Genomic DNA, 14,140 nt, shown 5'->3' on the forward strand with positions numbered 1-14,140 from the left:
TCGTACTGGGTCCCTACTCTGCTGTCACTCCTGGTTCTCGGTAGGTCTCCCGACAACACCTACCGAGGGAGCGACAAGATCAGGCGTCGCGACGATTCACGATGACGATACTTGCTCCGAAAATCACCAGAACGAAGGCCGCGAAGTAGATCAGGCTGCCCCAGGGTCCCCAGTGGAAGTCGACGCCACCGCTGCTCGCACTGAGGAAGTGGTTTGCATTCGCGAACGGCAGGAACGGGGTGATCTTCTCGCCGAAGCTGCCGAACAGTCCGAACAGGCTCTCGATGAGCAGCGGCCAGAGCAGGAGCAACGCAATTGCGCCGGCCGACTGGCGAATGATCGATCCGACGCCGACAGCGAGAATCACGCACAGGAAGGCGTAGATCGGGATGCCGTAGATCGCGCGCCAGTCACTGCCGCTCGACAGGGTCAATCCGGCACTCGCCTCGGTACCGGCGATGGCCTTGGCCATGGCGTACGCGCCGAAGGCGAGAACAAATGTCAGTACAGCACCGAAAGCACCGATGAGGCCGGCTTTGGCGATCAGAACCGAGGCACGGTTCGGAACGGCCTGGAAGGTGGTGCGGATGGTCCCGAAGCGGTACTCACTGGTGACCGCGAGGGCCGCCATGATCATGAGAACCATGATTCCGAAACCCGAGATGCCGGCCGTGGCAACGGCGGTGTCGAGGTCCGGTGCTCCCTGGACGTCGGAGGACGTCAGAGCCGACTTGGCAACCGCGCCCATGATGGCCGCGAAGCCGAGCGCGAGCACGACGATGATGACCGAGCACCACAGCGGCGACTTGGTCGTGGTGATCTTGATACGTTCAGCACTGAGAACAGCCATTACAGTGCACCTCCCATAGCCTGCTGCGTGTTTGCCTGCTGTGTATTTGCGTGGTGTGCACCGACACCCGGATCGATACCGGATGCGTGGTACTGGACATCGTCCCCGGTCAACTTCATGAACGCATCCTCGAGCGACCCCTGCTGAGAAGCCAACTCGTACAACACGATCCCCTGCGAACCAGCCAAACCACCGATCACATCGGTGGTCGAATCCACGACCACCAATGCCGGGGCAACACCGGAACCGTCTTCACGCACCGTCAGCCCCTGCGAGAGCAACACACTGCGCAACGCATCGAGCTGAGGGCTACGCACCCGCACCGTCGACTCCGACGAACGATCCACGAACTCCGCCACCGTCGAATCCGAAATCAACCGACCCCGACCGATCACCACCAACTGCTCCGCCGTGAGCGCCATCTCCGACAGAAGGTGACTCGACACCAACACCGTGCGGCCCTCAGCCGCCAACCGCTGCATGAACTTACGAATCCAGACGATGCCCTCCGGATCGAGACCGTTGACCGGCTCGTCGAACAACAACACCTTCGGATCCCCCAACAACGCACCCGCCAACCCCAGACGCTGCGACATACCGAGCGAGAACCCGCCGGCCTTCTTACCCGCCACCTCGGACAACCCGACCAACCCGAGCACCTCGTCGACGCGGGACTTCGGGATCCCGTTCGAAGCAGCCATCCACTGCAGATGCGCCCGCGCACTGCGATTGGGGTGCACCCACTTCGCATCCAGCAACGCACCCACCGTCCGCAACGGCGTCTTGAGCTCGCGGTACGGCTTGCCCTCGATCAACGCCGCACCCGACGTCGGCTGATCCAGACCCAGGATCATCCGCATCGTCGTCGACTTACCGGCACCGTTCGGGCCCAGGAAGCCCGTCACGATGCCCGGCTTGACCGTGAACGACAAATCGTCCACCGCTTTCGTCGGTCCGTAAACCTTGGTCAATCCCCTCAGTTCAATCATGAGGAGAACTTTGCCCTACCGGCAATGACCAGCACATCGGCCACAGGTCTAGTTCCGAGTGGTACTCAGGTAGGACACGAAGCCGGACAATCCGGGCATAACCCTGAGAAAACACCCGGAAATGGTCCGTCAGGACGATGCTTGGGCCCAGAACCGCTTGGGAATCCGGCCGGCGTGACGCGCTTCGAAACCTGCTACCACTGCGTGCCGCATCGCCGACGCCATCAACGCGGGATTCTTGGCCCGCGTCACCGCTGTCGCAAGCAGGACGGCGTCGCAGCCCAACTCCATGGCAAGGGTGGCGTCGCTGGCCGTTCCGATTCCGGCGTCGAGGATGACGGGCACACCGGCGCGCTCGACGATCATCTCGATGTTGTGCGGATTCGCGATACCCAGCCCTGTCCCGATGGGTGAACCGAGCGGCATGACTGCCGCGCAGCCGACCTCTTCGAGGCGAAGAGCCAGCACCGGATCGTCCGTCGTGTACGGCAGGACGGTGAATCCGCCGTCCACCAATTGTTCTGCGGCGGAGACGAGTTCGATTGCGTCGGGCAGCAGAGTCCGCTCGTCGGCGATGACTTCGAGTTTGACCCAGTTCGTCTCGAGCGCTTCGCGTGCCAACTGCGCCGTCAGGACCGCTTCGGCGGCGCCCCGACACCCGGCGGTGTTCGGCAACGGTTCGATTCCGAGGCGACGAAGCAGGTCCAGAACGCCGGTGCCGCCGGCCGCGTCGACTCGCCGCATCGCGACGGTGGTCAGTTCGGTACCGGAGGCGACAAGCGCTTCCTCGAGGACCGCAAGGTTGGCGGCGCCGCCTGTCCCCGTGATGAGCCGGGAACCGAAACTGCGGCCCGCGATAGTGAGAAGGTCCTGCTCAGCCACCCTGCACCGCCGTGAGGATCTCGATTTCCCAACCACGTCCGACGGATTCGTCCCAACGCCCGCGAGGAAAGAGCGCACCGTCGACGGCCACGGCGATGCCTTTGCTCGGCAACTCGAGGTGCGTCAGAAGTTCGGTCACCGTGACTGCTCGATCGAACTCGAGATCTTCGCCGTTGACGGTGATCCCGATCGGGACCTGCTCACTCATGAATTTTCCTTAGCTACTGCGAACCGCTCGGGTTCGGTTCCTTTTACCTCGACCAAAGATGTGCCGTTCAGCAACGCGACCGTCGCATCGGCGGTGACGGGCGTCAGCAGGACCCCGTTGCGGCCGTGCCCGGTGGAGACGACAACACGATCGGACACGCGCCCGATCAACGGCAGGTTGTCCGGCGTCATGGGACGCAGACCTGCCGCGCACTCGTACAGTTCGTATTCGCCGATCGCCGGCATCAGTGCCTCGGCGTCGTTGATCAGGTCCCGTACTCCGGCCATCGTGACCTGTGTGTCCTCACCAGACTCGTATTGTGTTGCGCCGACGACGATTCCGTCACCGCGCGGGACGAGGTAGGCGGGCCGCCCGTGGACGCTTCCGCGGATGGTGCGGCTGGGCGCCGGGGTGACTCCAGGCCTACTGCGCAAGCGAAGGATTTCGCCCTTGACCGGGCGTACCGGTAGCCCGGGCCACAGCTTGGGTGACGCGATACCGGCGGTGAGCACTATCTGATCGGTATCGAGTTCGGCGAGGTCGTCGACGGCCCGCGCGATCAATTCGACGCCGGATTCCGCACAGGCCTTCTGCAACGCCGCCAGCAGAAGTCTGTTGTCGACGGCGGACTCACCAACAGCCATCAACCCCGACCGGATGCCCCGGCCCAGCATCGGTTCGAGTTCACGGATGCGCGCGCGACCGAGAACTTCGAGTTCGTGCCCCTGCGAGCTCACCCACTCGGCGATGGTCTGCAGGTCCTGCGCGTCGGCAGCGTCGAGTGCAACCGTCAGCGAGCTGTCCGCGGTGAAGACCGATTGCCCGAATTTTCCGAGCTCCTCACCGAACGTCGGCCACCGTTCCAGGGACGCTGCACCGATTGTCAACGCGGTTTCTTCACCCGGCCAGCCTTCGGAAAGCGGGGCAAGCATTCCGCCCGCCACCCACGAAGCACCTGATCCAATGGACGGGTCGTACAACCGAACGGCCCACCCGTCGCGGGCTGCTCGCCACGCGATAGCGAGACCGATGACACCGCCGCCGACAACCGACACCGTACGAGCGTGTGTACTCACGAAACTCCACCTCCACTTCCTGCGCCGGCATGATCCGGGTCAGGTCTGACGGTCGGGATCTGGTCGCGATCCCCTCTCAGCCCTACGAACCTCGCAGTCACGACAAAAAGTGACGACGACGTTTCAGGACTCCCGTGTCGAACCTTGCTCCCTAGAGGCTACCGTTTGCTCCGTGCACCCCACACATCCCAGTAACGACATCGACCGGCGCGAGCGCCTGGCAGCAGCACGGCTGTACCTGTGCACCGACGCGCGCCGCGAGAAAGGCGACCTCGCGCAGTTCGCCGAGGCAGCATTGTCCGGCGGAGTCGACATCATCCAATTGCGTGACAAAGGCTCTGCCGGTGAGCGCGAGTTCGGCCCGCTCGAGGCCAAGGACGAACTGGTGGCGCTGGGCATTCTCGCGACCGCAGCGCGACGCCACGGCGCATTGTTGGCCGTCAACGATCGCGCGGATCTCGCGATGGCTTCCGGCGCCGACATCCTCCACCTCGGCCAGAACGACATTCCCGTCCCCTACGCGCGAACCGTTGTCGGTGAAGACGTAGTCATCGGCCGTTCGACGAGCAGTCGCGCGCAGGCGAGTCTGGCCGCCATCGAAGAGGGCGTCGACTACTTCTGTACCGGGCCGGTCTGGGCGACACCGACCAAACCGAATCGAAGTGCGTCCGGTTTGGAACTGGTTCGATCGACCGCCGACGCCGCACCGCCGCGGCCCTGGTTCGCGATCGGCGGCATCGACGAAGAACGTCTGCCAGAGCTGCTCGATGCCGGCGCCACGCGCATCGTCGTCGTGCGTGCAATCACGCAAGCATCGGATCCCCAGGCGGCCGCGCAACGCCTCGCCGCAGCCGTCGCTGGGCGCTGAAAGCCGGTAACTGGCGTTCGTCAAATGTTTGCCGGGCGATTTCCGCACAGTTACGGGTCAGCACGCCTGACTCGAATTGTGAACGGAAGTTGTCCGATCAGACAACAAACTCCCAGTTCCTAGGTGCGATTGAATGTCCGAAAAGTCGGATTAAGTGATCTTGCTCACAGTTGCTTCGATTGCGTGTCACATCCCATTCGGTTTGTTGTAGTTTACCTCCAGTTACTAACTGAACCTAGGAGCACTAAATGGGATCCCTCGACACCGGCTCGCTCAGCACCGAATCGCTCGAAGACCTGAACCTCGGCAAGATCAGCGAGCTGCTCAAGCTCGGTATCACCGCGGTCAGCTTCATCACGGCGCTGAACTCGCTCAGCTGAGCCTCGTTTCGGTCGACGACCGAAACACCGAAGGGCCGGACTCCCGCGGAGTCCGGCCCTTCTGCTGTATATGCCCTGTTAAGACTGCGTACTCGACGCCTCGGACAGGTTCTGGTCACTGCCTGACTGCTCACTGCCTTGGTGGGAACTGCCTTGGTGGGAACTACCCGACAACCATCCGAATCCGCCGTCCTCGAGCACGACGGTGTGCGGATCGCCGTCCACGGCCACAACAGGCTCGGTCCGGAGGTCGGGCCATGAGGAACCGAAGCCCGGATGCAGCGGCAGTGAGTCGACGTCGGCTTCGCGTACCCACCGCAACTCGGTGCTCTCACCATTGGCAACCGTCGACAGTGGATGCGCCGCGTCAGCCACGACGGTGGTGTAAGTCCACCCGCTCTCGGCGCGCATCGTCACTACTTCCCCGCGGACACGGACGGCGTCCTCGGCGATACCTGCTTCTTCGTGTGCTTCCCGGACGGCAGCGTGCGTCGTGCTCTCGTGTGAGTCCCGCGCACCGCCGGGCAGTGCCCACGTTCCGCCCTGATGGCTCCACGCCGCACGATGCTGCAGCAAGACCATGGGTGATCCGTCCGAATCGGGGGCACGCAGAAGCAGTCCTGCGGCTCCGTGTTTACCCCAATGCCGAGTACCGTCCGATCCGATGGACCAACCGTCACCGTCACCACGCATCGACTACCTCGCTCCGCCTGCTCTCGCCGTTGTCCCACACTAACCGTTTCAAACTGCTCCAGGTGTAGGTGATGCTTATATGCTCGCGAAGATGCCCTGAATCATTTCTCGGCGGCATCATTTCTCGGTAGCCCGCCTACAGCGAAGTGAGGTGCTCGATGGTCGACCGTGTCGTCCCGTCCATCGAACCCCGGTCGCTGCCGCCCTCCGAGGCCACATCAGTGTCGGCGGAGGACGAGCAGGCACTTCTGCGGCGCGAACTGCAGGCCTTCATGTCCTCGACGCCTGGCCGGTTGACCGTCGTCGGACTGATCCTGATCGCGATCACTTTGATCGCCGGACTCCTCGCCACCGCAGCGATCGAGAACCGCCAGGCGAACCTCGACCTCCTCCTCGTCGAAACCGAGCCTCTCGCCAACTCGGCCCAGAATCTCTACAGTGCGTTGTCCTTGGCAGACGCCGCCGCGGCCACCGCCTTCATCTCCGGCGGCCTCGAACCCGCCGAAGTCCGCGACCGATACACGCAGTCGATCGGTGAGGCCTCTGCGGAGATCGTCCAGGCGTCGGCCGGTCTCGACTCGACCGATCTTGCCGGTCACAGCGCGTTGACCACCATCTCGACCGACCTCTCCGTCTACACCGGGCTGGTCGAAACTGCACGGGCGAACAATCGCGTCGGAAACCCGGTCGGGGCAGCATATTTGAGCGAGGCCTCGCAGTTGATGCAGACCTCGCTGCTGCCGATGGCCCAGCAACTGCACGCCTCGCAGGAGACGCTGGTCTCCCAAGTACAGCGCGATTTCGAGACTCCACCGTGGTGGCCGATCGTGGCGTTCGTCTTCGTGCTGTGCGCGCTGGTGGCGACACAGATGTACTTCTCCCGCAAGAGTCGCCGACGCTTCAATCTCGGGTTGATCCTTGCCTCGCTCGCGGTCGCTGCAGCTCTGCTGTGGCTGCTCACGGTCGGACTGGTCTCCGCACTGGCCACCGGGCGCGCGCTCGACGCCGGGGCCGAGCCACTGCACGAACTGACCGAGGCACGAATCATGGCGCAGCAAGCACGCACCGTGGAAACCCTCACGCTGGCGAGGCGGGATTCGACCGCCGAGGACAACGTGACGTTCACCCGCAAGGTCGATGCTCTGCGGGACATCCTCGAGGGCCTGCAAAGCGACGAACGCGCCCGAGTGAACAGCGAAGTGCTGACCGCCGCACTCGACTCGCGCCAGCAGTGGGTGGCTGCGCACACGCGCATGTACGACCGTCTCGGAAACGGCGACTTCACGTCCGCCGCAGCCATCACCATCGGCGCCGGAGAACAGGATTCGGCCGCGGAGTACGGAAAGCTCGATCACGAACTCTGGCAGGGAATCGTGGATTCGCGCACGAATCTTCGGTCCGACGTCTCGTACGCCTCCCGGGTGTTGGCTGCCTCTGCACCGGGCATGTCTGTATTGGCAGTTCTCGGAGTTGCCGGAATCTTCATCGGATTCTGGCCTCGACTGCGGGAGTATCAGTGACGGGAGTACCGGTGATGCGGAGGAAGAGCCCGGCCGTATGTGTCGCGGTTCTGGCAGCGGCCATGCTGGTGCTCGCCGGTTGCGGTGCGGATCGAGCCGAAGACTTGGACAACGCAGGCGCCACGTCGTACACGGAACCGCCGCTGCCGGCCGAGGCCACCATCGCTCCCAGCCCGACACCGACGACTACCGCGTCGTGCACCAACCTCACCGCGAGCCTGCGGCCCACCCCCGCAGACGCATCTCCGCAGCCACCCACGCCGAGCCTCGACGCCATCCGCGCCCGCGGGCGGCTGATCGTGGGCCTGGACACCGGTTCCAACCTCATGAGCTTTCGCGATCCGGCCACCGGGCGCCTCGAGGGTTTCGACGTGGACATCGCCCGCGAAATCGCCCGAGATCTGCTCGGTGACCCGGAGAAGATCGAGTACCGAATCCTGACGTCGGACGATCGGATCGCCGCACTCCAGGAATCGATGGTCGACGTGGTCGTCAAGACCATGACCATCACGTGCGAGCGGCGCGAGAAGGTCGACTTCTCGACGCAGTACTTCTCCGCTGAACAACGAATTCAGGTCTTGCAGGGGTCATCCGTCCGCGGCATCGACGACCTCGCAGGCAAGCGGGTCTGCGCTGCCCGGGGAACGACCTCGGCCACTCGAATCCAGCAACTCCAACCCGAAGCCACCGTCGTCACCGTCCCGATGTGGTCCGACTGCCTCGTCGTCCTCCAGCAGGGGCAGGTGGACGCGATCAGCACCGACGACACGATCCTCGCGGGCCTCGCCTCGCAAGACCCGTATCTGATGATGGTCGGTGGCTCACTGGGCGTCGAACCGTACGGAATCGGAGTGAACAAGGACAACCCCGACTTGGTCCGATTCGTCAACGGAACACTGGATCGGATCCGGAGCGACGGGACCTGGAACCGTATCTACGACCGCTGGCTCAGCGTCCTCGGTCCTTCGCCCGGTCCCCCGCCGGCCGTCTACCGGGATTGAGGCTGACATGACCGAAGAAACCGGCCCCGAGCCCGACGCCACGCAGGCTTCCATGCGTCCCGAACCCGAAGCCACCGGCGCCTACGAGCGGCCCGAGCCCGAAGCCACGGGCGCCTACGAGCGTCTCGAACCGACCTCGGCCCAGATACGAGGAACCACGCCGTCCGCGTCCTCCTCCCCGACCGGCCGCTCCACTCGATCCCGCCGCAGCCGGTCGGGGCGAAAGCTGCGCCTCGGCGGCGGCCTGGTCGAGGTTCCCCCCGTCCCTCAGATCGACCCCGCATCTGCGGTGATGAGTGACCCGACCGTCCCCGAGCGGAAACGGTTCTGTTGGAAATGCAACGAACCAGTCGGTCGTAAGAGCGCAAGCACCAAGGCAACTCAGCACGGCACCTGCCCCAAGTGCGGTTCCACTTTCGACTTCCGCCCACTCCTCGAAGAGGGCGAATTGGTGTCCGGTCAATACGAGGTTCAAGGGCCCATCGCGCACGGCGGCCTGGGATGGATCTACCTCGCGATCGATCGCAATGTCAGCGACAGGTGGGTAGTTCTCAAGGGGCTCTTGCATTTCGGTGATTCCGAAGCGCAAGCCGTTGCGGTGGCCGAGCGTCAGTTCCTCGCCGAGGTCGCCAACCCCAGCATCGTCAAGATCTTCAACTTCGTCGAGCATCCACGCCCGGACGGCACACCCATGGGGTACATCGTCATGGAGTACGTGGGTGGGCGATCATTGCGAGAGGTGCTGGCCGAATTCCCGGACGGCAAGCACATGCCGATCGAGCAGGCAATCGGCTACGTACTGGAAATCCTTCCGGCGCTGAGCTATCTGCATTCCACCGGCCTGGCGTACAACGACCTCAAGCCCGAGAACGTGATGGTCACCGAGGATCAGTTGAAGCTGATCGACCTCGGCGCCGTGTCCGGAATCGAAGACTACGGATACCTGTACGGTACCGCCGGCTATCAAGCACCCGAGATCATCGAGACCGGTCCGACCATCGCCTCCGACATCTTCACCGTCGGAAGAACACTCGCGGTTCTCACCCTCGACATGCCCTCGAAGCACGGACGGTACCTCGACGGCCTTCCCGAACCCGAGGACGAGCCACTACTGCGCGACCACGAGTTCTTCCACCGTCTACTGCTACGCGCCACCGACCCGGATCCGAAGAAGCGATTTCAGTCCGCCGAGGAAATCGCGGGACAACTCACCGGCGTTCTGCGAGAAATCCTCGCCGAGCAGACCGGGCAGGAAAATCCCGGACTCTCGCTCGTGTTCAGCAGGCAGCGAACGTCTTTCGGCACCGATGAATTGGTCGGGCAAACGGATGTGTACGTGGACGGTGTCAGCCACGACGCCGCTCTCGATCCGCGCGAAGTTGCGCACGCACTTCCCATTCCGTTGGTCGACCCCACCGATCCCAGCGCGCCGTTGCTGGCGGCAGCGGTGCACAGCGAACCGTCGCAGACCCTCGATGCGTTGAAACACGCCCGCGAGAACGGAATCGACCGAACATCGGGCACACCGGCGGCCGCCGTCTCGGGCGAAGTTCGACTGGCCGAGGCCAAAGCTCATCTCGATCTCGGTGATCCGGAAACCGCACTGACAGTTCTGGGCGAACTCCAGCAGAACATCGGGGACCACTGGAAGATCGAGTGGTATCGAGGACTTGCGGCGTTACAACTGGACCGATTCGAGCCCGCTTTCAGTCACTTCGAGACAGTTCTCACCGCACTGCCCGGCGAGGCTGCCCCCAAGCTGGCGTTGGCAGCGACGGCAGAACTGATTCTCCAGCACTGGGAGAGCGACGACCCGGACCAATGGTGCCGCTTCTCCGAGAAGTACTACCGCACCGTCTGGCGGACCGAACGAAACTACGTGAGCGCAGCATTCGGGCTCGCCCGACAACTCGCCGATCAAGGCAACAAGAAGGCAGCCATCGCCGCCCTCGACGAAGTACCCACGTCTTCCCGGCACTACAACGTCGCACGGATGTCCAGCGCTCTGACGATGCTGTCCGGCGTTCCGATCGCCGAACTCGACGAATCGACTCTGCGGGAAGCCGCCCGTCGTGTTCGGGCGCTACCTGCTGAAGAGAGCCGAAGCCTGCAGATGCGAACCCTGGTGTTGGGCACGGCACTCGATTGGATTCGCTACGGCAATCGCTCGCACACCGAACTCGAACCCATCCTCGACCTGCCCTTCACCGAGCAAGGTCTGCGCACCGGAGCCGAAGCCTGCCTTCGCGCCCTCGCTCGCGCCACGACCTCCCGCACGCACCGCTACGCCCTCGTGGACCGGGCGAATGCGGTGCGTCCGCGCAGCAATTTCTGACGGACGCCCCGAGGTTTACAGTGCTGCAGAAACCTACAGTGCGGCCACCAAAGCCTTCGCCGCGCGGGCGATCGCCAACTCCTCGTTGGTGGGGACCACCAGCACCTCGACGGCCGACGAGGATGCGGAGATACGACGCTCGTCGCGACTCTTCGCCTCGTTGAGAGCCGGATCGACCTCGATACCGAGACGGGAAAGCCCGGCCAGGCTGTCGCGTCGCACGTCGATGTTGTTCTCCCCGACGCCACCGGTGAAGGTGATGACGTCGACGCCACCGAGTTGAACGATGAAGGCGCCGATGTACTTACGGAGCATGTGCACGTAAACGTCGTACGCAAGTTGTGCGTCTTGGTCGCCGCCCTCGATCAGTGCGAGCAGGGCACGGAAATCGTTGACTCCCGACAGTCCCTTCAAACCGGAGCGCCGGTTGAGGAGGTCGTCGATCTCGTCGACCTTCATTCCCGAGTTGCGGTTGAGGTGCAAGATGATGCCTGGATCGATGTCGCCGCTGCGGGTGCCCATGACAAGACCCTCGAGCGGGGTGAGGCCCATCGTGGTGTCGATGGCCTTGCCGCCCTTGATTGCCGAGGCCGAAGCGCCGTTTCCGAGGTGCAGGACTATCTGATTCAGCTCGGCCGGATCCTTGCCGAGGAACTCCGCGACCCGTCCAGACACGTATTCGTGTGAGGTCCCGTGGAAGCCGTACCGGCGAATCTGGTTGGCCTTGGCCACATCCCGATCGATCGCATAGGTGGACGCCGCCGCGGGCAGTGTGTGAAAGAAGGCGGTGTCGAACACTGCGACGTGCGGAACGTCTGGCAGTTCTTCGCGCGCCACCTCGATACCGATCACGTTGGCCGGATTGTGCAGCGGCGCAAGGTTCGACAAATCCGCGATGGCTTTCACGACGCCGTCGTCGATGAGAGTCGGCGAATAGAAGATGTCACCACCGTGCACGACTCGGTGACCGACTGCGATGATTCCGGCCTCACTCAGCGGCCGCCCGACCTCGGCGACGATGTCGAGCACCATCTTCAGACCTGCGCGGTGATCGGCGATCGGAAGGCTCCGGTCTTCGACTCCGGTGCGGTGGTTGTAGACGATGTGGCCGTCGGGCTCACCGATGCGCTCGATGAGTCCGTGTGCCACCGATTCCGCCGTATCCGGATGCACGAGTTGAAATTTGATGGATGACGAGCCGGAATTGATGACCAGTACGGTGCCGTCGCTCACGCTTGCGCTCCCTGTGCCTGTATTGCCGTGATAGCCACGGTGTTGACGATGTCCTGGACCAACGCTCCACGCGAGAGGTCGTTGACCGGCTTGTTCAGTCCCTGCAGAACCGGCCCGACGGCGATAGCACCGGCGCTACGCTGCACTGCCTTGTACGTGTTGTTGCCGGTGTTCAGGTCCGGGAACACGAACACCGTTGCTTTGCCCGCCACCAGAGAATCCGGCATCTTCTTGTCGGCGACACTCTGCTCGACGGCGGCGTCGTACTGAATGGGTCCTTCCACCAACAGATCCGGTCGACGCTCGCGCACCAAAGCGGTCGCGGTGCGAACCTTGTCGACGTCGGCTCCGCTGCCCGAATCCCCGGTGGAGTACGAGAGCATCGCGATGCGCGGATCGATCCCGAACTGCGACGCCGTCTGTGCGGACGAGATCGCGATGTCCGCCAACTGCTCCGACGTCGGGTCCGGAACCACGGCGCAGTCACCGTAGGAGAGAACGCGGTCGGCCAGGCACATCAGGAAGATGCTCGAGACCGTCGAGACACCGGGGGCGGTCTTGATGATCTCGAACGAGGGTCGAATCGTGTGAGCGGTGGTGTGGGCGGCACCGGAGACCATGCCGTCGGCAATTCCCAAGTGCACCATCATCGTTCCGAAGTACGAGATGTCGGCGATCACCTCGCGGGCCCGCTCGATGGTCATGCCCTTGTGAGCACGCAGCGCGGTGTATTCCTGTGCGAAGCGCTCGGTGTACTCGGACTGCGCGGGTGCGAGTACCTGCGCGCCGCTGATGTCGACGCCGAGTTCCGCTGCGCGTCGACGCACACTGGGTTCGTCACCGAGGATCGTCAGGTCGGCAACCTGGCGCTGCAGCAGCCGGCCGGCCGCGCGCAGGATCCGGTCGTCGTCACCCTCAGGCAGGACGATGTGCTTGCGATCGCGTCGAGCACGATCGATCAGCTTGTACTCGAACATCTGTGGGGTCACGACGGACGGGATCGGCAGTGCCAGTCGGTCCATCAGGACGTCGGCGTCGACGCGCTGTTCCATCAAGCTCAACGCGGTGTCGACCTTGCGCTGCGAACCGACTGCCACGCGTCCGCGGGTTTGGGCTGCGGCGCTTGCGGTGTCGAAGGTACCGAGGGTTGTCGTCAGGATCGGAAGACGCTGTTTGAGGCCGGCCATCAACGCCGCGATGGCCGGGTGCGGCGTGATCCCGCCATTCATGATGATGCCCGCGAGCGACGGAAATCCCTCCGCCTCATGCGCATTGAGCAACGCGAGCAGTACGTCCGAGCGATCGCCCGGTGCGATGACGACCATGCCCTCGACCAGACGCTCGAGGATGTGCTCGGCGGTCATGCCGCCCACCATCACCTTGAGCGCTTCGCGGTGCAGCAGTTCCGGGTCACCCGAATACAACTCGCCGCCGGTGGCCTCCATCAACTCGGCCATCGTGGGTGAGACGAGCAACGGAATCTCCGGCAGGCTCCACGTCGGAACACCGATGTCGGACAGCGCTGCGGTGACCTCGTCGAGCTTGTCGGGATCGCAACGATTGGCGACGACCGCGAGCAGATGAGCGTGGTTGGCGGCCAACTCGGCGGCGCATAGATGCGCGAGCTGGGCGACCTCCTCGACACTGCGCCGAGCGCCGCGTACCGCCAGCAGAACCGGCGCGCCGAGGTTCACGGCGATGCGGGCGTTGAAGCTCAGCTCGCTCGGGCTTGCTACGTCGGTGTAGTCACTTCCGATGATGACGACGGCGTCGCACTGCTCGGCCACGGTGTGGTACTTCGCGACGATGTCGGCCAGCGCGGCTTCAGGATCGGCGTGAACCTGCTCGTAGGTGACGCCGAGTGCGTCGGCGTAGGAGAGATCGGCGGTGGTGTGCTCGAGCAGCAGTTCGAGGATGTAGTCGGTTTCCTCGGTAGAGCGGGCGATCGGGCGGAAGACACCGACCCGGGCGACGGTCGCGCACAGCATCTGTAGCACGCCAAGCGCGATGGTGGATTTTCCGGTATCACCTTCAGGAGAGGCGACGTAGACACTCGACACGGCAGCGGGCGCTTCTGGCATGCCCAACAGCCTAGTGTGGGCCGC

Annotated in this window: 13 protein-coding genes and 1 riboswitch; of the genes, 5 read left to right on the top strand and 8 right to left on the bottom strand. The window is 63.8% G+C overall.

All coding sequences use genetic code 11. From position 1 onward, the window contains the following. Nucleotides 1–79: 79 nt before the first annotated feature. The 5 genes from G4D79_RS26860 to thiO form a co-directional block, all read right to left on the bottom strand. Nucleotides 80–850 (bottom strand): ABC transporter permease, encoded by a 771-nt coding sequence (locus tag G4D79_RS26860; RefSeq protein WP_047268852.1) that lies wholly within the window; start codon nt 848–850, stop codon nt 80–82. Continuing rightward, the gene (locus tag G4D79_RS26865) at nt 850–1,839 is read right to left on the bottom strand and encodes an ABC transporter ATP-binding protein (protein ID WP_058038516.1); all 990 of its coding nucleotides are present in this window, start codon (nt 1,837–1,839) and stop codon (nt 850–852) included. Before G4D79_RS26865 ends, G4D79_RS26860 begins: the two co-directional genes overlap by 1 nt. 129 nt (nt 1,840–1,968) lie before the next feature. Beyond that, nucleotides 1,969–2,721 carry a thiazole synthase gene (locus G4D79_RS26870; protein WP_214514575.1) on the bottom strand — a complete coding sequence of 251 codons (753 nt, stop codon included), beginning with the start codon at nt 2,719–2,721 and terminating at the stop codon, nt 1,969–1,971. Next, nucleotides 2,714–2,929 carry a sulfur carrier protein ThiS gene (gene thiS / locus G4D79_RS26875; protein WP_003944402.1) on the bottom strand — a complete coding sequence of 72 codons (216 nt, stop codon included), beginning with the start codon at nt 2,927–2,929 and terminating at the stop codon, nt 2,714–2,716. Before thiS ends, G4D79_RS26870 begins: the two co-directional genes overlap by 8 nt. Beyond that, nucleotides 2,926–4,005, bottom strand: a complete 1,080-nt coding sequence (thiO, locus tag G4D79_RS26880) for a glycine oxidase ThiO (protein ID WP_003944311.1) — start codon at nt 4,003–4,005, stop codon at nt 2,926–2,928. Before thiO ends, thiS begins: the two co-directional genes overlap by 4 nt. Further along, a riboswitch (TPP riboswitch) is annotated at nt 4,005–4,151 on the bottom strand. (Overlaps the previous gene by 1 nt.) 26 nt (nt 4,152–4,177) lie before the next feature. Between thiO and thiE the strand changes: the two genes are divergently transcribed. Together thiE and G4D79_RS35060 are read left to right on the top strand one after the other, a co-directional pair. Next, entirely contained in the window at nt 4,178–4,873 is a 696-nt protein-coding gene (gene thiE / locus G4D79_RS26885) for a thiamine phosphate synthase (RefSeq protein ID WP_003944422.1), read from the top strand. Nucleotides 4,874–5,121: 248 nt separating this feature from the next. After that, nucleotides 5,122–5,253: a hypothetical protein gene (locus G4D79_RS35060; RefSeq protein WP_003944354.1), complete on the top strand. Its 132-nt coding sequence runs from the start codon at nt 5,122–5,124 to the stop codon at nt 5,251–5,253. A gap of 78 nt (nt 5,254–5,331) precedes the next feature. Here G4D79_RS35060 and G4D79_RS26890 read toward each other — a convergent pair whose 3' ends face one another. Next, nucleotides 5,332–5,946 (bottom strand): NUDIX hydrolase, encoded by a 615-nt coding sequence (locus G4D79_RS26890; protein WP_063314811.1) that lies wholly within the window; start codon nt 5,944–5,946, stop codon nt 5,332–5,334. A gap of 158 nt (nt 5,947–6,104) precedes the next feature. Between G4D79_RS26890 and G4D79_RS26895 the strand changes: the two genes are divergently transcribed. Genes G4D79_RS26895 through G4D79_RS26905 form a run of 3 tightly spaced genes read left to right on the top strand, consistent with a single transcriptional unit; the run spans nt 6,105 to nt 10,802 of the window. Further along, nucleotides 6,105–7,466: a hypothetical protein gene (locus G4D79_RS26895; protein WP_042452116.1), complete on the top strand. Its 1,362-nt coding sequence runs from the start codon at nt 6,105–6,107 to the stop codon at nt 7,464–7,466. 14 nt (nt 7,467–7,480) lie between these two features. Beyond that, the gene (locus G4D79_RS26900; protein ID WP_003944406.1) at nt 7,481–8,467 is read left to right on the top strand and encodes a glutamate ABC transporter substrate-binding protein; all 987 of its coding nucleotides are present in this window, start codon (nt 7,481–7,483) and stop codon (nt 8,465–8,467) included. A gap of 7 nt (nt 8,468–8,474) precedes the next feature. Beyond that, nucleotides 8,475–10,802 carry a serine/threonine-protein kinase gene (locus tag G4D79_RS26905; protein ID WP_214514576.1) on the top strand — a complete coding sequence of 776 codons (2,328 nt, stop codon included), beginning with the start codon at nt 8,475–8,477 and terminating at the stop codon, nt 10,800–10,802. A gap of 33 nt (nt 10,803–10,835) precedes the next feature. Here the strand turns inward: G4D79_RS26905 and G4D79_RS26910 are convergent, their stop codons facing one another. Together G4D79_RS26910 and pta are read right to left on the bottom strand one after the other, a co-directional pair. After that, nucleotides 10,836–12,035: an acetate kinase gene (locus G4D79_RS26910; RefSeq protein WP_007726849.1), complete on the bottom strand. Its 1,200-nt coding sequence runs from the start codon at nt 12,033–12,035 to the stop codon at nt 10,836–10,838. Continuing rightward, a complete protein-coding gene (gene pta, locus G4D79_RS26915; RefSeq protein WP_042452123.1) occupies nt 12,032–14,116 on the bottom strand; it encodes a phosphate acetyltransferase in 2,085 nt (694 codons plus the stop codon). Before pta ends, G4D79_RS26910 begins: the two co-directional genes overlap by 4 nt. Between the last annotated feature and the right edge of the window lie 24 nt (nt 14,117–14,140).

This window comes from Rhodococcus sp. WY5 (genome assembly GCF_018588185.1).
Classification (GTDB): domain Bacteria; phylum Actinomycetota; class Actinomycetes; order Mycobacteriales; family Mycobacteriaceae; genus Rhodococcus_F; species Rhodococcus_F qingshengii.

Coding starts and splice junctions, on each gene's coding strand:
- G4D79_RS26890 (WP_063314811.1), bottom strand. CDS start 5,946: ATGCGTGGTGACGGTGACGGTTGGTCCATCGGATCGGACGGTACTCGG.
- G4D79_RS26900 (WP_003944406.1), top strand. CDS start 7,481: ATGCGGAGGAAGAGCCCGGCCGTATGTGTCGCGGTTCTGGCAGCGGCC.
- pta (WP_042452123.1), bottom strand. CDS start 14,116: ATGCCAGAAGCGCCCGCTGCCGTGTCGAGTGTCTACGTCGCCTCTCCT.
- thiS (WP_003944402.1), bottom strand. CDS start 2,929: ATGAGTGAGCAGGTCCCGATCGGGATCACCGTCAACGGCGAAGATCTC.
- G4D79_RS26905 (WP_214514576.1), top strand. CDS start 8,475: ATGACCGAAGAAACCGGCCCCGAGCCCGACGCCACGCAGGCTTCCATG.
- G4D79_RS26865 (WP_058038516.1), bottom strand. CDS start 1,839: ATGATTGAACTGAGGGGATTGACCAAGGTTTACGGACCGACGAAAGCG.
- G4D79_RS35060 (WP_003944354.1), top strand. CDS start 5,122: ATGGGATCCCTCGACACCGGCTCGCTCAGCACCGAATCGCTCGAAGAC.
- G4D79_RS26895 (WP_042452116.1), top strand. CDS start 6,105: ATGGTCGACCGTGTCGTCCCGTCCATCGAACCCCGGTCGCTGCCGCCC.
- G4D79_RS26860 (WP_047268852.1), bottom strand. CDS start 850: ATGGCTGTTCTCAGTGCTGAACGTATCAAGATCACCACGACCAAGTCG.